Source organism: Agarivorans sp. OAG1, from assembly GCF_037076485.1.
In the GTDB taxonomy this organism is placed as follows: Bacteria; Pseudomonadota; Gammaproteobacteria; order Enterobacterales; family Celerinatantimonadaceae; genus Agarivorans; species Agarivorans albus.
Genome location: NZ_AP028990.1, coordinates 2,457,468 through 2,479,848, shown reverse-complemented (window position 1 = coordinate 2,479,848; position 22,381 = coordinate 2,457,468). Strand labels below are relative to the sequence as shown.

Sequence of the window (22,381 nt, the reverse complement as noted above, 5' to 3'; positions counted from 1 at the left end):
TCCGCAACTATAAACGGTATTGTCTTTTTTCTATTTGCTTAAAGATAATACCGGCTTCTTCTTTCAATACCTTCTGTTGCTCTTCTGAAAGCTTTAACTTGTGGTTAAGACCCGAGTAGTCTTGCTTGCTGTGATCTTCGAACAAGGCCGCAACTTGAGCCCACAAATAGGCATGACGGTAATCTTTTAGCGTCATGTATTGAGAGGTAATCGCCTCAGCATATTTGGCAGGTATTGTTTCTTCCTCACCAAACAACTTAAAGGAATTTTGCAGGATGTTGATAGTCTTTTTAGCGTCTTTGCCACTGTAGTAAATAGCTAATGTCCACTGTAAATCGGGGTGATTAAGCTGGTCTGTTCCCTCAAGGGCAAGAAAGCGTTGTCCAGCTGCTTGATCGCGAAACTGTGTCCAGTGATACATAGACAAAAATGGATAGTTAGACTCTTTAGTTTCAGCTTCTAGGCGCTCGAGCTCTTCAAGTGAAGTTAGTAAGCCGATTACTCGTTGAGTTTTACGAGACTTGTCGTATTTAGGTTCAATGCTGGCTGCTAGCTCTATGCAAAAATTATAGTCTCGGTAGTTTTTAATGAGCTGGTATTGGTTTATTTCGCTCGCTTCATTCATTTCATTGAAGCGGCTAATGATCACCCCATTGCGCTCTTTTTTACACCAGCCATCGCGATTTAAGTCTTCACACAATTCTGGGTTGTTTTTACATATGCTTTTAACAGAGCGACTACCAAAGCCGAATAAATCAAATCCCGAATCGCAACCACTTAGTACTAGAGGTAGTGCTAAAAAAAAGCTATAGCCAAATGGCTTTACTAAAGACAAATCATTTCCCTGAATTCAATTTAAACAATGCTTTATTGGGCTAAGATTACCACAAATATTTTCCATATAGCTTCTCCTAATTTGCCCAGTTAAGTTAAGTGGTCAGAATATAGCTTGGCAGTGTTGTGTCGGTTTGTTAGTGTTCCCATAACATTATAGGAGTGATAAATGGATGTAGATAAATTGTTAGCTGCAATTAGCCCTGAGATTTACCAGAATATGCTAACGGCGGTTGAAACGGGTCGCTGGCCTGATGGCAAGCTTGTAACTGATGAGCAACGAGATCATACCCAGCAAATGGTTATCTTGTATCAGTCTAAACATAACCATCAGCCCCAACATTTTACTGTTGGAACAGATGGTGAGTTAGTAATGAAATCCAAACAAGAGTTGAAACGTCAGTACAAAGAGGACCAAACTATTATTAGTGTTCCTCAGAATGACAGTTAAATAGAGATTTCGCCTCGAATGTCTTGGCAAAGTAACTCACGAATTCGCTGGCTAGGTAGGTTCTTACTTAGCAAGTAATGTAATTTGGCCAGTGCTGCTTCGGTAGTCATATCGCCACCACTTACCACTCCAGCTTTCGCTAACGCATTGCCAGTAGCATAACCGCCCATGTTTACTTTACCGGTTAAACATTGGCTAAGGTTAATAACAATAATGCCTCTATCGCTGGCTTCTTGTAATTGCTCTAACATTGATTGATGTTGTGGAGCATTGCCTACACCGTAACTTAGCAGTATTAACGCCTTAACAGGTTGAAGTAGCAAATTTCCAATAACTTCAGTTGAGATTCCAGGGTAGAGGCTAACCACTCCTATAGGTTGCGGCACAATGGGACTAATTTGCAGAGCGCTAATCCCCGTTGGTCGAACTTGCCCAGTGATAACTTCAATATCAATCCCAGCCTTTAACAATGGCGGGAAATTAGGCGACATAAAGGCATCGAAACCATCCGCATGCGCTTTAGTGCTTCTGTTTCCCCTTAACAATTTGTTGTTAAAGAATAAGCATACTTCATGAACCGGGTAATACGCCGCTAGGTATAGGGCATTTAGTAAGTTGGTTTGCCCATCTGATCGCAATTCACTGAGTGGAATTTGCGAACCAGTAACAATTACCGGTTTGCTTAAGTTCTCCAGCATAAAGGATAGGGCTGACGCAGTGTAAGCCATGGTGTCGGTGCCGTGCAGCACTACAAAACCATCGTATTTTTCGTAGTTGGCTTGTATATCCTCAGCAATTAGTTGCCAATGCTGCGGATCCATATCTGCGGAATCTATTAGGGGAGAAAACTCATGTACCGTGAATTCGGGCATTTCATCGCGTTTGAACTCTGGCATCGCCTCTAGGCAATCGCGCATGAAACCGGCAACAGGCACGTAGCCTCTTTCGCTACGTTGCATGCCTATGGTGCCGCCAGTATAAGCAATATATATTGATTTTCGATTCATCAGACTATAATTCAAAGAATTTGTGAAATTATAGTCTGATGTTTGTCTAAAGTAATTAGCCGTTTTTGTTTATTTAGTTTGGCTTAAAATTGTTCACATACCGCACAGAAGCTGTATTGACCAAGTGGGTCGCTAAACTTGTCTATTGCAGGCGCTTGTTCAGCAACTTGGTTAAACAACTGCCAATTAGGAACAACATTAGCTAGCGCAGCACTGATTTGACTGTCAAAGAATTGGGCAATTAAGCGCTCTCTTGGATTAAGCGGAGGGGTTAAAGTTTCTACTTGGTAAGAATCCAACTCGTTTATACTCGCTGCGTAATCAATTGCGTCGTTTAAATCCCCTAGTTGATCAACTAAGCCGTTGTTTAGTGCATCTTGGCCAGTCCAAATTCGACCTTCGGCGATCTTTTCCATGTCAGATAATGGAATGTCACGTCCAGCAGACACTAGCGATAAAAAGTCGTGGTATCCGTGTTCAACATTAAGTTGAATAATTTCAGCCAGCTCTTTTGGTAAGGGCTGGAAAGGGCTAATCTCTGCCAGTGGGCTGGTTGAATAACCATCACTGCTAATGCCTAACTTGGCTAAGGCGTTTTCTAAGGTGGCAAACATACCAAAAATACCTATAGAACCAGTAATGGTTGTAGGGCTAGCAAAGATTTGATCCGCAGTTGATGATATCCAATAACCGCCGCTAGCGGCTACGCTGCCCATGGAAACAACTACAGGTATTCCTTGTTCTTGGATTTGCTGTAATTTTTCACGGATAAGCTCTGAGGCAAATGCACTTCCACCAGGGCTGTCTACGCGCATCACTACTGCTTTAATCTGCTCATCATCCAATACTTGATTGAGCTGGGCTAATACGGTGTCGGCTGCAATTACCTTTTCTTGTCCGCGTCCTCCAACAATGGCGCCTTGGGCTACAATGAGTGCGATTTTGTTTTCACTGGAAGGTTCATCTGCCACGTTTTGCAGATATTCTGCGTAATGGCGAGCTTGATAGCTGTCGCCCTCGTCATTTTCGCCAAAAGTATCTACTAATATTTGTTTAGCTTGAGCGCGGGTAGTTAACTGGTCAACTAAACCAAATTTTTCCGCATATCTTGCCCCGTTACCATCTACTGTTTTTAATCGTGCTAGCAAAGCGGATGGTTCAGGCAGAAGGTGATTGACCGATAGTTGACGGTTGTTAGCAACGGTATTTAGATAAGCAGCCCACAATTGGTCCATCCAACGCGCTAAATCTTGTTTTGCTTCATCAGACATATCGTTGCGTAGGTAAGGCTCAACAAACGATTTGTGGGTGCCTACACGAAACACGTGGGTGGTAATATCTAACTTGTCGATGGCATCTTTAAAAAACAAACGACGTGAGTTCATACCACGCATCAACACTGCGCCTTTTGGATTCAGTAATAACTGATCTGCAAAACTGGCTAAGTAGTATTGGTGCTGGTCATAGTAGTCGGCATAAGCAATGATGGGTTTGTCGCTGTCTTTAAATCTTTTTAAGGCTTTGCCAATAATTGCTAATTTAGTTTGGCTGGTATTTGGCATAGCACCAAGCTCTAAAACTAATCCGGTAATGTTGCTATCAATCCTGGCTTCATCAATGGCTTTAACCACATTGTGCAGGTCAATCTCTTTTTCTGTGTTATTACCTAATAATTCGTTACTTAGCTCGGCCATCGGGTTAACACGTTGGCGCTGTTCTACTATCTGCCCATCTAACACAATTCTTAGAGCTGCAGCACTCGGTGGTTCAACGGGTTCTTGACTAACACTGTTTAATGCAATGATGACCATCACAACCATAAACAACAGAAACAAATTAACTAAAAGAGAGCGTATGAAGTTTAAGGTTCGCCAGAAAAAGCGAAATATGTTCTTAATTAATTTAAACACTGTGGGTCACTTAATAATGTCAACAATAACTAAACGTTACCATAGTCATATAAAACAGGCACCTGCAAATATTTAAACAAATGTTTGAAACGAAGGTTTGGTTTGTATACTCTATTAACAGTTTCATAACATCAACCATGGATTGAGGTTACACAGATGACCAAGTACCCCCATTTACTAGCGCCATTAGACTTAGGTTTTACCCAATTGCAAAGCCGGGTTTTAATGGGGTCTATGCATACTGGTTTAGAAGAAGAGAAGGGTGGTTTCGAAAAACTTGCCGCCTTTTATGCACTAAGAGCAAAAGGTGGAGTAGGTTTAATTGTTACCGGTGGCATCGCCCCTAATTTTAGAGGTCGCTTAGCGCCAAACGGCTGCCAGTTAAGTTTTCCTTGGCAAGTAAAAAAGCATCGCACTATTACCGACGCGGTGCATAAAGAGGGCGGAAAAATCGCCCTGCAAATATTGCATGCTGGTCGATACGGCTACCATCCATTTAATGTTAGTGCTAGTAAGATTAAAGCGCCTATTTCCCCCTTTAAACCTAAAGCTATGAGCGAACGGCAAATAAAAAACACCATTAAAGATTTTGCCAACAGCGCAAAATTGGCTAAAAAAGCCGGTTACGATGGTGTCGAAATTATGGGCTCTGAAGGGTACCTAATTAATCAGTTTATTTGCGCACGCACTAACCAGCGTGTTGATGGTTGGGGAGGCAGTTACCAAAATCGTACTAAATTTCCCTTAGAAATCGTTAAGAAAACACGTGCTGCAGTTGGAGACGATTTTATCATTGTATTTCGTCTGTCGATGTTAGATTTGGTTGAAAAAGGCAGCACTTATGACGAAGTCGTCACCCTAGCTAAAGCACTTGAACAAGCTGGTGTAACTATTCTAAATACCGGTATTGGTTGGCATGAAGCGCGTGTACCAACTATCGCCACCAGTGTGCCACGAGCAGCCTTCGCTTGGGTAACTGAAAAAATAAAGCAACACGTTAGTATCCCTATGGTTGCAGTAAACCGAATTAATACACCCGATGTAGCAGAGAACATATTGCGGTCAGGGCAAGCTGATATGGTTTCCATGGCTAGGCCGTTGTTGGCTGACCCTATGTTTGTAGAAAAGGCCAAAAATAATCAAGCGGCTCTAATAAATACCTGTATTGGCTGTAACCAAGCTTGTTTGGATCATGTCTTTAAACAACAGCGAGCGAGCTGTTTAGTTAATCCGCAAGCCTGTTATGAAACAGAGCTTACTTTCGAAAAAGACTCAAGCAGTAAAACTATCGCTGTTGTGGGAGCAGGGCCTGCCGGATTGGCATTTTCTTGTTATGCTGCGGAGCGTGGTCATACCGTTACCATCTACGATCAAGGTTCTCAGATTGGTGGCCAATTTAACTATGCTAAGCAGATTCCAGGCAAGGAAGAGTTCTACGAAACCTTACGCTATTTTGCCAATAGAATTAAACAGCTAAACATTAAGGTTGAATTAGAAACTAAGGTTGATGCGCCAATGTTAGCTGGCTTAAACGCCGATGAAGTTGTAATAGCTACCGGTATTTCTCCTAGAACTCCTCCGATAGAAGGCATTGAGCACGATAAAGTTTATAACTACTTGGATGTATTAAGAGACCATAAAGAAGTAGGAGAGCGAGTCGCGATTATCGGCGCTGGCGGAATTGGCTTTGATGTTGCCGAGTTTTTGGTTGAACAAAAGCCTTCGCTATCAACCAATGTTGGACGTTGGCTTGATAATTGGGGAATAGATAGCAGCATGGCAGAGGCCGGCGGATTAAAAGAGCACAACAATCATCCTGCTTTGCGTAAAGTGTATTTGTGTCAACGTAAAGCCAGTAAAGTGGGTAAAAACTTGGGTAAAACTACCGGCTGGATCCATCGAGAAACCTTGAAGAAAAACCAAGTAGAAATGCTAGCGGGCGTTGAGTACAAAAAAGTAGATGATCAAGGCCTACACATTTCCGTCAACGGCGAAGACTCGATTCTTGAAGTTGACCATGTGGTTGTTTGCGCTGGGCAAGAGCCGCTAAGAACCTTGCATGATGATTTAACAGCGCTTGGTGTTAACTCTCACCTAATAGGTGGAGCAGATGTAGCAGCAGAGCTTGATGCCAAGCGTGCTATTCGCCAAGGTGCTGAGCTAGCGGCGCTTATTTAACCTAAGCCAATGCTGAACGAGAGCAGCTGTTTGCTTGGGGTTTTGTTTTACCCAATCTTGCAACTGCTTGAGTTGCTGTTGACGTATTTTGTTTAAATGTTGATGCCGCTCTAAAACCATTTCAAAAGCGCCTAAACCTGTGGGTACTTGGCTTTACTTTTAGCATAATTCGCGCACAATGGCGCTATATTTAAGTGGTTAAGGAAAACAATGAAAGCCTTAGATTTATTACTAAATCGTCACTCTTGCGCGCGTTTAGCTGCACCAGCACCAGAAGGTGCAGAGTTAGAAACCATTTGGAACGCTGGCCTTAGAGCTCCCGACCATGGAGGCTTAAGTCCTTGGCGTTTTATTCATGTTAGCGGTGAAGGCCTATCAAAGCTTGCGGGAATTTTTGAACAAGCAGCGCTAGCAGAAGAGGGCGATGCAGAAAAAGCGAAAACCATGCCGTTTCGTGCTCCGTTAATAACTATTGTCATTGCCTCACCCAAAACCCATTCAAAGGTACCTGAGATTGAACAAGTACTGTCAGCCGGGTGTGCTGTGCATGCCATGCAAATGGCAGCCTATGCCCAAGGGTATAATGGTATTTGGCGAACTGGGCCTATGGCGTATAGCTCAATTGTAAATCATGAACTTGGTTTAGCCGAACATGAATCAATTGTTGGTTTTCTCTATCTAGGTAGCCCACAAACTAAGGTAGCGAAGCCAAGGGAATTACCATTCAAAGATTATGTCACTTGGTTGTAAATAGTTATGGCTAAATACCGACTGTACTACGTTCATGACCCTATGTGTTCTTGGTGCTGGGGTTATAAGCCAACATTGCTAGAGCTTGAGCAGATATTGCCTAGTAATATCGAGTTGGTGTATTTACTCGGTGGTTTAGCGCCCGACTCAGATCTTGAAATGCCTGCAGAAATGCAGGCTTTTTTGCAGCAAACTTGGCTAAAGATTGCCAATCAACTGGGGACTCAATTCAATTACCAGTTTTGGGAACTAAATGCTCCTAGGCGTTCTACTTATCCAGCTAATCGAGCTGTTCTTGCAGCGAAGCAGCAGGGTGCTGAGAAAGCGATGATAGTTGCTATTCAGCAGGCTTATTATTTAGACGCAAAAAATCCCTCAGATCTATCTGTATTAATTGATTTAGCTGAAGGATTAAACTTAGACCTAGAGAAGTTTAAGACTGATATTTGCAGTGAAAAATTGAATGCCAATTTACTCGAAGAAATTCAGTTTGCTCGAAGCTTGCCTATTCAAGGTTTTCCATCTTTAGTGCTAGAGAAAGATAAACACTTTCATTCGGTAGGTTTAGATTATAAAAATGCCCAAGCAAGCCTTGAGCATATTCAACAGTTACTGGCTTAAATACCTAGCTCGTCAAGTAAGTCTTGATCAATGGTTTGCGCTACGTCTTTTGGCTCTTGCTCTGCTTTCTTCTGTGTAGCGGCTTGCTCGATAAGATCATCTGGATCAACATCGTCTTCTGTTTCAAACTCATGAAGTTTAATAAACTCAGTTTTATCCATGGCTAGTTCAAGATAGAAGATGTTGTTCTTAGCGGTAGTGAAGGTTACTCGTCTAGCTTGAGGTCGGTCCAAGTTAGTATCAATTGAGATTAAAACTTGCTTGTTTAAAGCCAGCATTTTGGGTTGGTTTTGAGTGAGAGAGGTTTGTAATTCTTTACCAATAACGCCAGTAAAGTAACCCACCATCTGATTCATTAATTCACCCATTACGTTACCCACTTCGTCGGCAGTATGTTGCTGAGCGAGCTCTGATTCTGGGATCCCCATGTGAAGCATGTAATTGCGGTAAATCTCCATGGCCGCATCGGCCGTAAAGTTAATAACCACTAAACCAGAGAAGCCGCCATCAAACAGAACAAAACAGCCAATATCTGGCTTTAAACAAGTCTTGTTTATCTTTTGTACCATGGCCGAATATTTAATTTCACTGGTGGTAGCCTTGCTTAATACATTGGTTACCGAGTTACACAAGGTAAGTAATACGTCTTCAGTGGTTACAACTTTTAATTTTTTCATGTAAATCCTTTTTAACTACTTCCCGGCCGCGCCGTGGTAATGGGCTTAAGTATGGATGATGAATACAAAGCTGTATAGCCTTGATTGCTATGGTATATGCAGCAAAGAGTTCGAGTGTGAGGATGATCTAGAAATAAAAAAGCCTCAATAAAATTGAGGCTTTTAGCGATATTTAGTGATTAACTAAATATTAGTATTCGGCATTTTTAGGTGCGCGAGGGAACGGTATTACGTCACGAATATTGCTTACGCCAGTTACGTAAGATACTAAGCGCTCGAAACCTAAACCAAAGCCTGAGTGTGGTACAGTGCCGTAACGACGCAGGTCGCGGTACCAAGAGTAGTCATCTTTATTAAGGTCTAGCTCTAGTAAACGGGCATCTAGCACGTCTAAACGCTCTTCACGTTGGCTACCGCCAATGATTTCGCCAATGCCAGGTGCTAGAACGTCCATCGCTGCTACAGTTTTACCGTCGTCATTCTGGCGCATGTAAAACGCCTTAATGTCTTTAGGGTAGTTTTTAACGACCACTGGCGCTTTAAAGTGTTCTTCTGCCAAGTAACGCTCGTGCTCTGAAGACATATCGATGCCCCATTCTACGTCGTACTCAAACTTTTTGCCGCTATCCTTAAGGATTTGAATTGCATCGGTATAGTCTACCTGTGCAAAATCGGCACTTACAAAGTTCTCTAAACGGCTAATAGCTTCTTTGTTGATACGTTGGGCAAAGAAGTTCATGTCGTCCATACGCTCATCAAGAACCGCTTTGAATACATACTTCAACATGTCTTCTGCCAATTTTGCTACGTCTTCTAAATCAGCAAAGGCCACTTCAGGTTCAACCATCCAAAACTCAGCCAAGTGACGGCTAGTGTTTGAGTTTTCGGCGCGGAAAGTTGGACCAAAGGTATACACTTTAGACAATGCACAAGCATAGGTTTCAGCATTCAACTGACCAGATACTGTCAAGAACGTTTCTTTGCCAAAAAAGTCCTGTTGATAGTCGATATCGCCTTTTTCACTTAGCGGTAGGTTGTTCATGTCTAGTGTAGATACACGGAACATTTCACCAGCGCCTTCGGTATCACTACCAGTAATAATTGGCGTGCTTACCCAAACATAACCTTGTTCATGGTAAAAGCGGTGAATAGCTTGAGATAAACAGTTACGTACACGGGTTACTGCGCCAATTACATTGGTGCGAGGGCGTAAGTGAGCGTGTTCACGTAAGTACTCGATGCTGTGGCGTTTTGCCGACATTGGGTAGCTGTCAGGATTTTCTACCCAACCAAGCACTTCAACTTCTGTAGCTTGAATTTCAAATGATTGGCCTTTACCTGGCGATTCAACAACTTCACCAGTTACTACAACCGAACAGCCGGCAGTTAGTTTAACGACATCATTCTCATAATTGGCTAGGGTATTAGGTGCCACAGCTTGAACGGCGTCGAAACATGAACCGTCGTGAATGGCTAAGAAAGAAAGACCTGCTTTTGAATCACGACGAGTGCGGATCCAACCCTTAATTGTTACTTGTTGACCAACGCTGAACTTTCCGCTTAAAACGTCTGTCACTGAAGAATGCGTCATAGCAAACAACTGCTCCGATTTGATAGTGCTAATATTGTAAGGTGACCAATGTTACTTCTTGGGGCTAAAGACTCAAGTAAAAATTGATAAAACTCCGGAAATCGATAACTTATGTTAAGGAAATACGCTTGTTGGAAGAAAGGTGAGTGGGTAAATGCGGCAAAATAGAAAAGAACGTCGAAAAGGGCCTGATGGTCTTCAAAAGCTATTTGTGATTATTTCCTTGTTAGCGTGGACAATGTTTATTGGTTCTTTGGTGGTTTATCATTATGCAAGACCAGAAATAGCTTACAGCGCCTTTCAAACTACCGACGGGCAAGGATATCGAGACCACTGGATAGAGGATTTAAGGCAAGTATTTGTGTTTTTGCTGTGGGGTTGCTGTGGCATTACCTTAGCGGGCATTTTTGTTAACTGGAGTCGCTCTCGCCGCAAAACAGACTATTTCAAAATGAACATGGGTCTGTTAGCGGTGATTGTTATCGCTATTTTGTTGTTCTATTACCTCAAGCTATTTAGAGGCTAGTCAGCACCTTATAAATAGCATCCGTCAACTTTTGAAGCTGGCTTGCTGAAATTGTGTAGGGCGGCATGATGTAGATTAGTTTTCCAAAGGGTCTTATCCATACACCGAGTTCCACAAATTTCGCTTGAATGTCTGCTAGATTCACCGCCTGCTTTGTCTCAACCACGCCAATGGCCCCTAATACTCTAACATCTGTTACAGATTCTAAGCTTAGGCACTGTTTAAGTTGTGTCTTAAGTGATTGTTCAATCGTCGCAACCTTAGTTTGCCAGTCTGAAGCAATAAGCAGGTCAATGCTGGCATTTGCCACCGCGCATGCTAGTGGGTTACCCATAAACGTTGGACCATGCATAAATACGCCAGCCTCTCCACTACAAATCGTATTAGCAACAGATTTGCTGGTGATGGTCGCTGCAAGGCTCATGTAGCCACCCGTTAAGCCTTTGCCTAGACAAAGTATGTCGGGCTCTATCTCTGCGTGTTCACAGGCGAATAATTTACCGGTGCGACCAAAACCAGTAGCTATTTCATCGGCAATTAATAATAGCTGATATTGGTCACACAGCTTTCGTAGTTCTTTAAGGTATTGAGGGTGGTAAATACGCATACCGCCAGCACCTTGAACTACCGGTTCTAAAATCACAGCCGCTATAGACTGATGATGTTGCTCGAGCATCTTCTGCATTGGTTTGATGTCTGCTGGATCCCACGTTTCCTCAAAACGGGTTTGCGGCGCTTCGCAAAACAGATGCTCGGGTAAGAACCCTTGATAGAGTTGGTGCATACCGCCATCTGGGTCACATACCGACATAGCGCCAAAGGTGTCGCCGTGGTAGCCGTTTCTTATGGTGGCAAACTTGGCTCGTTTTTCACCTTTTGCGTGCCAGAATTGCAGCGCCATTTTTAATGCAACTTCAACGGCAACCGAGCCTGAATCACTGATAAACACTTGCTCTAAACTTGGTGGAGTTAGCGCCACTAGCTTTTTAGCCAGCTCTACTGCTGGCTTGTGAGTGAGCCCGCCAAACATCACGTGCGACATATTACCAAGTTGGTGAGCGGCTGCCTGGTCTAGCTCAGGCACTTTATAACCATGAATACATGCCCACCAAGAAGCCATGCCATCAACGAGTCGGGTACCGTCTTCTAAAATGATCTCGCAACCTTCGGCAGAGCTTACTGGATAACAGGGCAGCGGGTTTATAGAAGACGTATAAGGGTGCCATAAATGTTGTTGGTCGTAATCTAAATCTATGCTCATTATTTAACCATTGGTAAAGTTATCGGTTTTTTAAAGTTGACAGCGGCTTGGCTGTCGCTAGACTAGCGGATTATTATTTCTAAAGAAAGCTTCTCAAATGACTCAAGCACTCCGCCACGATTGGACCGTACAGGAAGTAAACGATTTGTTTGCTTTGCCATTTAACGATTTATTGTTTCAGGCTCAATGTGCGCATCGCGCCAATTTTGACCCAAACCAAGTACAAGTTTCTACTTTATTATCGATTAAAACTGGCGCGTGTCCTGAGGATTGTAAGTACTGCCCACAAAGTGCTCACCATAAAACTGACCTTAAAACAGAGCGGCTATTAGAGGTTGAACATGTACTGAGCGAGGCTAAAAAAGCCAAAGCAAACGGTTCAACTCGCTTTTGTATGGGCGCAGCATGGAAAAACCCTAAGCAGCGCGATATGCCTTACTTAGTGAAAATGGTAGAAGGCGTGAAAGAAATGGGCATGGAAACTTGTATGACCCTAGGCATGCTAGAGAAGCAGCAGGCTGAAGAACTGGCCGATGCAGGTTTAGATTACTACAACCATAACCTTGATACTTCACGCGAGTATTACCAAGAGATTATTACCACCCGTACTTACGACCAACGTTTAGATACACTAGATAACGTGCGCTCGGCAGGTATGAAAGTGTGCTCGGGCGGTATTATGGGCATGGGCGAGACAGCTACCGACAGAAGTGGTTTATTGGTTCAGTTGGCTAATCTACCTCGCCATCCTGAGAGTGTTCCCATTAACATGCTGGTAAAAGTGAAGGGGACTTTACTTGAAGATGTTGATGACATGGACCAATTTGAGTTTATTCGCTGCATAGCGGTTGCTCGTATCATGATGCCTCGCTCGCATGTGCGTTTATCGGCAGGACGTGAAGAAATGAACGAGCAGGTTCAAGCACTATGCTTTATGGCCGGCGCTAACTCTATTTTTTACGGGTGTAAGTTGCTAACTACGCCAAATCCTGATGAAAACCAAGACATGCAGTTGTTTAAAAAGCTAGGTATTCGACCAGAGCCAGCAGCGCTAAAAAATGGTACCGAAGAGCAAGAAGAAGATCTTTACAAAACCTTGGTGAAACAGCAGCAGAAAAACAGCCCTTCACAATTTTACGACGCCTCGTAAATGGCATTTGAGTTTGTAAAACAGCAAGTAGAAAAACGCAAACAGCAACAATTGTTTCGCCAGCGTCGATGTCAATCTAGCGCCCAAGGGCGTTTGATTGACATTGATAACCAACAGTTTGTGAATTTCTCAAGTAATGACTATCTCGGTTTATCTCATCACCCCAGAGTAATTGATGCTTGGATAAAAGGTGCAGAGCGTTATGGAGTGGGAAGTGGTGGCTCTCCGTTGGTAACCGGTTTTCAAAAAGCGCACTACCAATTGGAAGAAACACTTTGTGAATGGCAGGGACGTGAAGGTGCATTGCTATTTAACAGCGGTTATTCCGCTAATCAGAGTGTTATCAAAGCTCTACTCAAAAAAAACGATGTGCTGATCCAAGATAAACTCAACCATGCCTCCTTGATGGAAGCTGGAGTCCTGTGTGACGCGAACTTTAGCCGTTTTCAACATAACTCAGTAAGCCAGCTTGCTAACAGGTTAGAAAGCCAACAGGGTGAAAACTGTTTAGTGATCACTGAAGGGGTTTTTAGCATGGACGGTGATCAAGCACCGTTAAAGCCCATTAGTGATCTATGTAAACAACACAATGCTTGGTTAATGGTTGATGATGCCCACGGTGTTGGATGCTTAGGTGATCAAGGCAGAGGTTCCGCAGACCAACAAAACCTGACACCCAGCGATGTACAAATTCAAATGCTAACTTTTGGCAAAGCACTTGGTGTTTCCGGAGCAACGATTTTATGTAACCAAGCGCTTAAAGACTATTTGGTTAATTTCGACAAGAGCTATGTCTACTCAACAGCGATGCCAGCAGCCCAAGCTTGCGCAGTAACCGAAGCTATTCGGGTGCTGCAAACGCAGCCAGAATTGCAGCAACAGTTAGCTGATAATATTGCACTGTTTAGATCGTTAGCAATCGAAAACAATATTGCAGTTGCTGATTCAAATACAGCTATTCAACCGATTATTATCGGTGAGGCGGACAAAGCATTAGCGATGGCCGAGTCGCTGCAAGGCAAAGGGTTTTGGGTCTCTGCAATTCGTCCTCCTACAGTGCCGGTAAACACCGCTAGGCTGCGGGTAACCTTAAGTAGTCATCACCAAGCACAAGATATTGTTGATCTTATAAACGCTATTCATGAAGTAAGTAAAGAAAACTATGGTCATCGATAAACAGCAGGTTGCTCGTCATTTCTCCAAAGCCGCTGATACCTATAATGATTATGCCGAGTTGCAACGCAATATTGGCGAAACCTTATTAAGTTACTTACCTAATAAACTTTATCCTCTAGCTATAGATTTAGGCTGTGGCACTGGCTATTTTTCTCGTTCTCTAAAGGCTCATTCATCTCATGTTGTAGCCTTAGATTTGTCTTTAGCAATGGCTACTAAAGCAAAGCGCTATGCTCAGCCATGTGCAGCGTTGGTTAGTGATGCGGAACACTTAGGCTTAGCCGACGATAGTGTAGATTTAGTATTTTCAAGCTTAGCCTTGCAGTGGTGCAATGATCTAGCAGCTGCATTAAAAGAAATTAGAAGAGTACTTAAGCCAAATGGCGTTTTGTTATTTTCTACTCTTAGCCAAGGTACTTTATTGGAGCTTGAACAAGCGTGGTCTAGCATCGACTCCCACCGTCATGTAAACCGATTCCTAACTCAGGATGATATTGTACAAGCGGCTAGCGAAGCCGGTTTTAGCAATGCCAAGTTTCATCATGAGCAACGAACTCTTTGGTACGAGCATGCCTTTTTGTTGTTGGCCGATTTAAAAGGTATCGGCGCAAACTATGTGGTTGGGGGAGAGCCAAATTCAACAAATCGCGGTCAACTAAAGGCTATGGCTAGAAACTATAAGGAAATGTTCGGCCAAGCAACCAACAACATGCAAATTAGTGCCACCTATAAAGTGAGTTATGGAGTATTGACTAATGACTAAGTCTGTTTTTATCACCGGCACCGATACGGAAGTAGGTAAAACCGTAGTAAGTTGTGGCTTGGTAAAAGCGCTACAAAACAAGTTCTCAATTGTTAATGGTTTTAAGCCCATTGCAGCTGGAACTGAAATGTTTGATTCAGGAGAAGGCAATGAAGATGCGCTGGCATTAATGAAGGTAAACTCCAGTGAACTCGACTATGCAGAAGTAAATCCAGTAATGCTAAAACATGCTATAGCCCCCCATATCGCCGCAAAGCTAGAGAAAAAGCCAGTTGATAGCGCGTTAATGGCCAGTGGGTTACAGCGTTTAGTTTGTAAATCAGATTTTGTTGTGGTTGAAGGAGCAGGCGGTTGGCATGTGCCACTTAATGAACAAGGGCTGATGATGTCTGATTGGGTAGCTGAGCAGGGTTTACCTGTAGTGTTAGTTGTTGGAGTGAAGCTTGGATGTTTAAACCATGCCTTGCTAAGCGCTGAAGCGATAAACGCCAGTGGTTGTAATGTGGTGGCTTGGGTGGCTAATAATTTAAGTGAGCCTTCAGATATATCAAAATTGAATATCAGCTATTTACAAGGTGCCATAGATGCTCCTTGTATTGCTGAACTTCCTTATAACACCAGCCTTAACGCTAACTTAGCAGCGGAATGCTTTGATATAGATGCTCTGGTCAGCCAAATCTAAACGTATTTACCCTATTTAAGCCATTGAAAAGTGTGAGTTATACCCCATATATTATGGTAATTGGGTAATTCCATCATAATCGAGGAAGACGATGAAACGTATATTGTTGTTTTTAGGCACTAACTTAGCTGTTGTTCTAGTGCTAGGGATTGTAATGAACATAGTGTTTTCTGCTCTGGGGATCTCTACCCAAAGCATGGGCGGCTTGTTGATTTTCTGTGCCATTTTTGGCTTCGGCGGCTCTATCATTTCTTTGCTTATTTCCAAGTGGATGGCAAAGCGTTCTACCGGAGCTCAGGTTATTACTACACCGAGAAACCAAACCGAAGCATGGTTGGTTGATACCGTGGCAAGGCAGGCAAAAGCTGCAGGCATTGGTATGCCAGAAGTTGCTATCTACAATGCTCCAGACATGAACGCATTTGCTACCGGTGCTAAGCGAGATGATGCCTTGGTGGCTGTAAGCACCGGTTTGTTAGATAACATGACTCGCGACGAGGTAGAAGCTGTTCTCGCCCACGAAGTTAGTCATATTGCTAATGGCGACATGGTTACCCTTACTTTAATCCAAGGTGTAGTAAATACCTTTGTAATGTTCTTAGCGCGAATCATCGCTAACGTTATTAGCTCTGCTATGAGTAACAATAATGAGAACGGACAAGGCATGGGCACCTTTGCTTATATCGGAACTGTGTTTGTGCTTGAAATGGTGTTTGGTATTTTGGCCAGCATTATTGTTATGTGGTTTTCGCGTCAACGCGAGTACCGCGCCGATGAAGGCTCTGCCAAGTTAGTTGGTAAAGACAAAATGATTAATGCTTTACAACGATTAGGTGGAAGTAGAGAGCCAGAAATGGAAGGCTCTATGATGGCCTTTGGTATTAATGGTAAACGCGCAATGAGCGAGCTGTTTTTAAGCCACCCACCTTTAGAAAAACGCATTGCCGCATTACGAGCACGTTAAGCTCGGTCAATCGACCAAAAACTTTAATGAAAGTGCCGCTTTGTCGGCACTTTTTTGATCTTGCGCTTAATTTTTGAGCGTAAACTTTTAAGTTTGTAATATCCTCATAATTTTTTAAACTGTTTGCTTTCTTTTTGCGTCTGGCGCAAGCAGAATGGATGGCTAGTTTTAGTTGTATGCTCAGGAAGAGTTAAGAACTATCAGGGATATGAAATTTACGTTTTTATCAATCAACGCAAGTAAGATTGGAATACTACTTTTTTTTAGTAGTGTCTTGCTCGCATGTCAAAGCCAAACTCAAGCTCTACGCGTAGCCGTGTCTCCTTGGCTGGGCTTTGAACCTATATTCCTGTCTAAGCAGCTTTCTTTCGAGGGCTCTAATGCATATATCGTAAATGAACTAACAACTCCCAGCCATGTAATGCACGCTCTTAAAAGTGGGCAGGTGGATGCCGGTTTCTTAAGTCTCACCGAAACAATTAGTTTGTTATCCGAGCGAGTAGATTTAACCGTAGTTGCAATTATCGATAGAAGTGTCGGTGGAGATGCATTAGTCACACGCCAAGATATTAAGAATATTGAACAACTAAAAGGTGAACGCATCGGCTACGAGAGCCTATCGGTAGCCTCTTTAGTGATGGATGACTGGTTACAAGACACCAAGGTTAACGCCGATGATTTTGTCTTGGTAGAAGCTAAACTTGATGAGCAATTGGCACTATTTCGCAAAGGCGAAATAAGTGCAGTGATGACCTCAGGTCCAATTCAAAGCCGTTTGGTAGATAATCTATCTGCCAACGTTTTATATAAAAGCGCTGCACAAGGCCAACCGTATTATCGCGTAATGGTGGTAAGAACAGAGGTCTTACAAAAAAAGCGAAACGGTATTTCGAATTTATTGAAAAACTTCTATAAAGCTAACACTTGGTTAGAAGAGCATTCAAGAGAAGGCTACAAGTTAATCGCTAAGCGAACCCAGCTTTACAGTAAAGAAGTTCGCCAAGCTTACGGAAATATTCAAATGCTTAATGCTCAGCAAAGCATTGCACTTTTCTCTGGTAATTTTATTTTGGGGCTTGCGCAGGAAAAAGCGCAACGTATGGCTGAGTTGGAATTGATCCACCGAGCACCTGATTTGTCGCGTAGTTTTACCAGCGAGTGGTTATTGGAGTTGAACGGTGTATAGGTTTAAGCGGATTTCATTGAGTGTAGTAATACCTATTTTGGCCTTGGTATTATTAGTGATTGCTCAAAGTTTATTATTGTTAGGTACGCTGCATGAGCAACGTAATAAAATGGCTGAACATGCTAGCCAACGTTTGTTGCATATTGGCTATCAGCTTCAGCAAAGCCTTTCAGACAGTTTATCTCGTCATCAATGGGATATCGCCGAGCGACAGCTAACCCTAGTAGCTTTAAATCAACAACTGGATTCACTGCAGGTTATCGACCCTCAAGGTTTGGTTCAGATATCTAACAAACGTGCAGAAAAGAGTCTGTTTGCCGCTGACAATGCCAATTACTTTAATACCGAATTGTTTAATCAGGTAAAAAATAAACGCTCACCAGTATCGCAAGTATTGCCTGAACATTGGCAAGTTAATTTGTATCTACCTTTAGACATGGGGCCGCGAGAAGACAGCCTGCGAAGAGCCGAGCAGGGCGCAATATTTGTAAGTTATAACTTGCAAAATACTTGGTTAGTAAAGCGTGAGATGATTATCGATGAAGCGATTAAAACCTTCATCTACATGTCGGTGGCTATGCTGTTGTTGGTATTAATGCTTAACCGATTATTAGTTGCACCTATCAACAAACTGGTGGGGCGCACAAAGCAAATTCAAACCCATCGAAATGCTAATATTGCAGCAAAAAGCCAAGGTGAAATCGGTGCTTTGGAACATGCAATTGGTAAAATGGCCAATGGTATTCATAGCAGCTTTGCCCAACTGCAACGTAGTGAACAGCGCTGGCAATTCGCTTTAAGTGGCTCTGGCGACGGCATTTGGGACTGGAATTTAATCACTAACTCTGTGTACTACTCGCCACAGTGGAAAGCCATGTTGGGTTACCAAGATAGTGAAATAGGTGAAAAGATTGAGGAGTGGGAGTCTAGGATCCACCCGGAAGACTTAGACAAAACCCTTAATGAATTGCGCAAGCATTTGAAAAAGAAAAACAAAGTGTATGAGTCAATGCACAGGGTTAAGCATAAAGACGGTCACTATTTGTGGGTTTTATCTCGAGGTATGGTCGTTGAGCGCAGTGAACGCGGTCTACCTTCACGAGTGATTAGCACTCAGACAAACATTTCCGAAGTACGTTCAGCTCAAGAGTTGGTGCGTTTTCAGTCTTCTCATGACGACATTACTCGATTGTCTAATCGCCGTAAGCTTCTTGAAAACTTAGACCTCGAAATCGAAAGAGGGCGTAAATCTAATAAAGTTGGTGCGTTGATTTACCTCGACATTGACCACTTTAAAAATGTAAATGACATGTTAGGTCATGCTGCAGGTGATTTACTGCTTCGTTTGATCGCTCACCGTTTGCGTGAGGGGCGCACTAGCACCGAAACTGTAGCCCGCCTTGGCGGTGATGAATTTGCTTTATTAGTGCCAAATTTATCTACCGATCGCGAAGAAGCGAAGCAGCTTGCCAGCAATATGGCAGAGCATTTAGGGCGAGTCATTCATAAAGAGTTTGTGATTAAAGGTAACCAAATATCGCTAAACTTAACCACTGGCGTAGCCTTGTTCCCTAATCACGATAGTAATGCTACCGAGATTTTACGACAGGCAGACATTGCACTTTATCATGGTAAAGATAATGAACGCTCCAGTGTTCATGTGTTCTCTGATCAAATGGCAGACGAAATTCAAGAGCGTCACCAGTTAACTAAAATGATGAGAGAAGCGCTAGAAAACGAAGATATGGTGGCATATTTTCAGCCTCGCTATAACGCCAATTTTGAGATGGTGGGCGCCGAAACACTGCTTCGTTGGTTCGACACCAAATTAGGCTGGATTTCTCCTGGACGGTTTATTCCACTGGCCGAGGAAACAGGCTTAATTGTTACCCTAGGACAATGGGTTATGCGTAGTGCCTGTGAAACCCTGAAGACTTGGGAAGATAGAGGTTTACCAGAAAACTTTAAGACTTTATCTATAAACGTTAGCCCCAATCAGTTCCACCGCAATACCTTTGTGCAAGAAACGCTAGCGATTATTCAAGAAGCAGGCTGTGACCCTAAACTCATTGAGTTAGAGATTACAGAAGGTGTATTGGTAGATAACGTGCAAGACACGGTAGAGAAAATTCAAGCGCTGCGTGATATAGGGGTTCGTTTCTCGGTAGATGATTTTGGTACTGGCTATTCGTCACTGGCGTACTTGAACAAGTTGCCAATTAACTGTTTAAAAATTGATAAATCCTTTGTGAGCGAATTACAAAGTGGCGGTAGTGAATGTGCCATTATTACCACCATTATCTCCATGGCTGAGAACTTAGATTTAGAAGTTATTGCAGAAGGTGTGGAGACTGAGTATCAATTAGAGTTCTTAAAGTACCGTCGCTGTACGGTTTACCAAGGGTTCTATTTTAGTGAAGCACTTGAGCCTGAAATCTTTGAGGAACGTTTGTTTATTGGTCAGGCTGAAATAGCCTGACCAATAAGGTTAGTTACGCTTTTCTCGTCCAAGCATGGAATTTCTCAAGATAGGATAGGATTTTTTCGGGAGCGTGATTACGCTTCCATTCACCCGCTACATACTTGTTTGCCTCCATCATGGTTGGGTAGGCATGTATTGTTCCTAAGATTTTGTTTAAACCTAAGCCATGCTTCATTGCTAAGGTGAACTCTGCTAATAATTCTCCAGCATGCTCACCAACAATGGTTGCACCAAGTATTTTGTCTTTTCCTGGTACGGTAAGCACTTTAATGAAGCCTTTAGTTGCACCTTCAGCAATTGCGCGGTCTAGTTCTTCTAGCTCAAACTTAGTCACTTCGTAACCAATATCCTGTTGCTTAGCTTCTTGCTCATTTAAACCTACACGAGCAACCTCGGGATAGGTGTAGGTTGCGGCTGGAATTACCGAGTAATCGGCTTTAAATTTTTTGAATCGACCAAACAGCGCGTTTACAGCGGCATACCAAGCTTGATGAGCTGCAAAGTGGGTAAATTGATAAGGCCCAGCCACATCGCCAACAGCATAAATATTGGGGAAATTGGTTTGCAAATGTTCATTTACAGCAATCGTGCCGCGCTCTGAGTTTTCAATACCAAGCTCTTCTAATCCAAAGCCCTTAGTATTTGCAACGCGGCCTAATGCGAGTATCACTTTATCAAAAATAACTTCTTTTTCTTGCTCGCCTTTAATCAGTTTTACACTTTGCTGGCCGTTTTGATTATGAAAGCTAACCGCTTTCCAACCCAATAATAGATTGATACCTTCATTGGTAAACTGTTCTTCTAACAACTTACTCACCTCTAGGTCTTCTCGGATTAATAAGTGGTCGGCCATTTCTATTTGGGTCACTTCGGCACCTAATCGAGCAAAACTTTGGGTTAATTCACAACCAATTGGACCACCACCTAACACGAGCAGCTTTTCTGGGAGTTGTTTTAGCTGCCAAAGCGTATCAGAGGTTAAATATTCGACCTCTTGTAAACCGGGGATGCCGGGTACAAGTGGCCGAGCACCAGTAGCAACTACAATGTTTTGGGTAGTCACTGATTTACCGTCTATTTCGACTTCCCAAGGGCTAATGATTTTTGCGGTGCCTTGAACGCAGTTAACCCCTAATTTGGTATAGCGCTCTACCGAGTCATGTGGTTCAACTTGTTGAATAACATCGTGTACTCGTTGCATTACCTTGGCAAAATTTGCTTGTGCATCGACTTTCTCATAACCAAATTTTTCTGCATTACTCGCTTCATAGGCAAACTTTGCGCTGCGTATTAACGCTTTAGAGGGGACACATCCAGTATTTAAACAGTCGCCGCCCATTAGGTGCTTTTCAACTAAGGTGACTTTTGCTTTAACAGCCGCAGCGATGTATGAACTCACTAAGCCACCAGCACCCGCTCCAATAACTAACATGTTGTTATCAAATGAACTTGGCTTTTGGTAGGGGGCGTAGACTTTGCGTTGCTTAATGCCATTTAAGATTGCCTTGCTAATGTAAGGAAGAATACCCAATAGGGTGAAGGCAATAAGAAGAGACGGTGACAATATTCCCGATAAGCTATCTAACTTTGCTAACTCGGTGCCTGCGTTCACATACACTACGGTTGCGGGGAACATGCCTATTTGGCTTACCCAATAAAAGGTTTTAAGAGGCAGTTTGGTTAATGCCATTACAAGGTTGATTAAAAAGAAAGGAAAGACTGGTATTAGCCTTAAACTTAAAAGATAAAAAGCACCTTCTTTTTCTATACCTTTGTTAATGCTCTTTAGTTTGTCGGCATAGCGCTGCTCTAAGCTGTCCCTCACTAAGTAGCGAGCTACAATAAATGCTAAACTCGCGCCGATAGTACTGGCAAAAGAAACCATTATTACGCCGTTCACTACACCAAATAATGCGCCGGCCAGCAAAGTAAGAAGGGCGGCGCCTGGTATCGAAAATGCGGTTACAAAAACATACAAAAAGAAATAAGCAACAATAGACACTAAGAAGTGATTTTCTACAGTGCTTTGTAAATCAGCTTGGCTTTGTTTAATGGTTTCGAAGTTAAGCCATTGGCCTAAGTCGAACCACAGGATAAGACCGACAATAACAGCGAGCACTGCTACAACAATCAGTTTATTTGGTTTCATATTTTGTTCTCTAAACAGTAGTG

General features: G+C 42.8%; 19 protein-coding genes. 12 read left to right on the top strand and 7 right to left on the bottom strand.

Annotation, left to right across the window (positions count from 1 at the left end):
• Positions 1-7 precede the first annotated feature (7 nt).
• Positions 8-835, bottom strand: coding sequence for a DUF2989 domain-containing protein (locus tag OAG1_RS11295; RefSeq protein WP_338621356.1), 828 nt, complete (start codon positions 833-835; stop codon positions 8-10).
• 168 nt (positions 836-1,003) lie between these two features.
• Here OAG1_RS11295 and OAG1_RS11290 point away from each other — a divergent pair, with 168 nt between their 5' ends.
• Positions 1,004-1,285 (top strand): DUF1315 family protein, encoded by a 282-nt coding sequence (locus OAG1_RS11290; protein WP_338621355.1) that lies wholly within the window; start codon positions 1,004-1,006, stop codon positions 1,283-1,285.
• On the opposite strand, the gene ansA is transcribed toward OAG1_RS11290, so the two are convergent.
• Together ansA and sppA are read right to left on the bottom strand one after the other, a co-directional pair.
• Positions 1,282-2,292, bottom strand: a complete 1,011-nt coding sequence (gene ansA / locus OAG1_RS11285) for an asparaginase (protein WP_152782837.1) — start codon at positions 2,290-2,292, stop codon at positions 1,282-1,284. The two genes, OAG1_RS11290 and ansA, sit on opposite strands and share 4 nt — an antisense overlap.
• 83 nt (positions 2,293-2,375) lie before the next feature.
• Positions 2,376-4,202, bottom strand: a complete 1,827-nt coding sequence (sppA, locus tag OAG1_RS11280) for a signal peptide peptidase SppA (RefSeq protein ID WP_338621354.1) — start codon at positions 4,200-4,202, stop codon at positions 2,376-2,378.
• A gap of 156 nt (positions 4,203-4,358) precedes the next feature.
• Here sppA and OAG1_RS11275 point away from each other — a divergent pair, with 156 nt between their 5' ends.
• The 3 genes from OAG1_RS11275 (at position 4,359) to OAG1_RS11265 (ending at position 7,751) form a co-directional block, all read left to right on the top strand.
• Positions 4,359-6,380 (top strand): NADPH-dependent 2,4-dienoyl-CoA reductase, encoded by a 2,022-nt coding sequence (locus OAG1_RS11275; protein WP_338621353.1) that lies wholly within the window; start codon positions 4,359-4,361, stop codon positions 6,378-6,380.
• 210 nt (positions 6,381-6,590) lie between these two features.
• The gene (locus OAG1_RS11270) at positions 6,591-7,130 is read left to right on the top strand and encodes an NAD(P)H nitroreductase (RefSeq protein WP_016403278.1); all 540 of its coding nucleotides are present in this window, start codon (positions 6,591-6,593) and stop codon (positions 7,128-7,130) included.
• A gap of 6 nt (positions 7,131-7,136) precedes the next feature.
• On the top strand, positions 7,137-7,751 hold the full coding sequence (locus OAG1_RS11265; RefSeq protein ID WP_338621352.1) for a DsbA family protein: 615 nt from the start codon (positions 7,137-7,139) through the stop codon (positions 7,749-7,751).
• Here the strand turns inward: OAG1_RS11265 and OAG1_RS11260 are convergent.
• A complete protein-coding gene (locus tag OAG1_RS11260; protein ID WP_016403276.1) occupies positions 7,748-8,428 on the bottom strand; it encodes a DUF3334 family protein in 681 nt (226 codons plus the stop codon). The two genes, OAG1_RS11265 and OAG1_RS11260, sit on opposite strands and share 4 nt — an antisense overlap.
• Before the next feature lie 190 nt (positions 8,429-8,618).
• Entirely contained in the window at positions 8,619-10,019 is a 1,401-nt protein-coding gene (asnS, locus tag OAG1_RS11255) for an asparagine--tRNA ligase (protein WP_338621351.1), read from the bottom strand.
• A 154-nt stretch (positions 10,020-10,173) separates the two neighbouring features.
• Between asnS and OAG1_RS11250 the strand changes: the two genes are divergently transcribed.
• Positions 10,174-10,545, top strand: coding sequence for a hypothetical protein (locus OAG1_RS11250; protein WP_016403274.1), 372 nt, complete (start codon positions 10,174-10,176; stop codon positions 10,543-10,545).
• Here the strand turns inward: OAG1_RS11250 and bioA are convergent.
• On the bottom strand, positions 10,535-11,806 hold the full coding sequence (bioA, locus tag OAG1_RS11245) for an adenosylmethionine--8-amino-7-oxononanoate transaminase (RefSeq protein ID WP_338621350.1): 1,272 nt from the start codon (positions 11,804-11,806) through the stop codon (positions 10,535-10,537). The two genes, OAG1_RS11250 and bioA, sit on opposite strands and share 11 nt — an antisense overlap.
• 97 nt (positions 11,807-11,903) lie before the next feature.
• Here bioA and bioB point away from each other — a divergent pair, with 97 nt between their 5' ends.
• The 7 genes from bioB to OAG1_RS11210 all read left to right on the top strand — a co-directional run bounded on the left by bioB (position 11,904) and on the right by OAG1_RS11210 (position 20,206).
• Entirely contained in the window at positions 11,904-12,956 is a 1,053-nt protein-coding gene (gene bioB, locus OAG1_RS11240; RefSeq protein WP_016403271.1) for a biotin synthase BioB, read from the top strand.
• A complete protein-coding gene (bioF, locus tag OAG1_RS11235; protein WP_338621349.1) occupies positions 12,957-14,132 on the top strand; it encodes an 8-amino-7-oxononanoate synthase in 1,176 nt (391 codons plus the stop codon).
• On the top strand, positions 14,119-14,895 hold the full coding sequence (bioC, locus tag OAG1_RS11230; protein ID WP_338621348.1) for a malonyl-ACP O-methyltransferase BioC: 777 nt from the start codon (positions 14,119-14,121) through the stop codon (positions 14,893-14,895). The genes bioF and bioC overlap by 14 nt, the downstream gene beginning before the upstream one ends.
• Positions 14,888-15,577 (top strand): dethiobiotin synthase, encoded by a 690-nt coding sequence (gene bioD, locus OAG1_RS11225; RefSeq protein WP_338621347.1) that lies wholly within the window; start codon positions 14,888-14,890, stop codon positions 15,575-15,577. Before bioC ends, bioD begins: the two co-directional genes overlap by 8 nt.
• A gap of 91 nt (positions 15,578-15,668) precedes the next feature.
• Positions 15,669-16,541: a protease HtpX gene (gene htpX / locus OAG1_RS11220; RefSeq protein WP_338621346.1), complete on the top strand. Its 873-nt coding sequence runs from the start codon at positions 15,669-15,671 to the stop codon at positions 16,539-16,541.
• 208 nt (positions 16,542-16,749) lie between these two features.
• A complete protein-coding gene (locus OAG1_RS11215) occupies positions 16,750-17,727 on the top strand; it encodes an ABC transporter substrate-binding protein (protein ID WP_152785016.1) in 978 nt (325 codons plus the stop codon).
• 16 nt (positions 17,728-17,743) lie between these two features.
• The gene (locus OAG1_RS11210; RefSeq protein WP_016403264.1) at positions 17,744-20,206 is read left to right on the top strand and encodes a GGDEF and EAL domain-containing protein; all 2,463 of its coding nucleotides are present in this window, start codon (positions 17,744-17,746) and stop codon (positions 20,204-20,206) included.
• 13 nt (positions 20,207-20,219) lie between these two features.
• Here OAG1_RS11210 and OAG1_RS11205 read toward each other — a convergent pair whose 3' ends face one another.
• Positions 20,220-22,358, bottom strand: coding sequence for an FAD-dependent oxidoreductase (locus OAG1_RS11205; protein ID WP_338621345.1), 2,139 nt, complete (start codon positions 22,356-22,358; stop codon positions 20,220-20,222).
• Positions 22,359-22,381 lie beyond the last annotated feature (23 nt).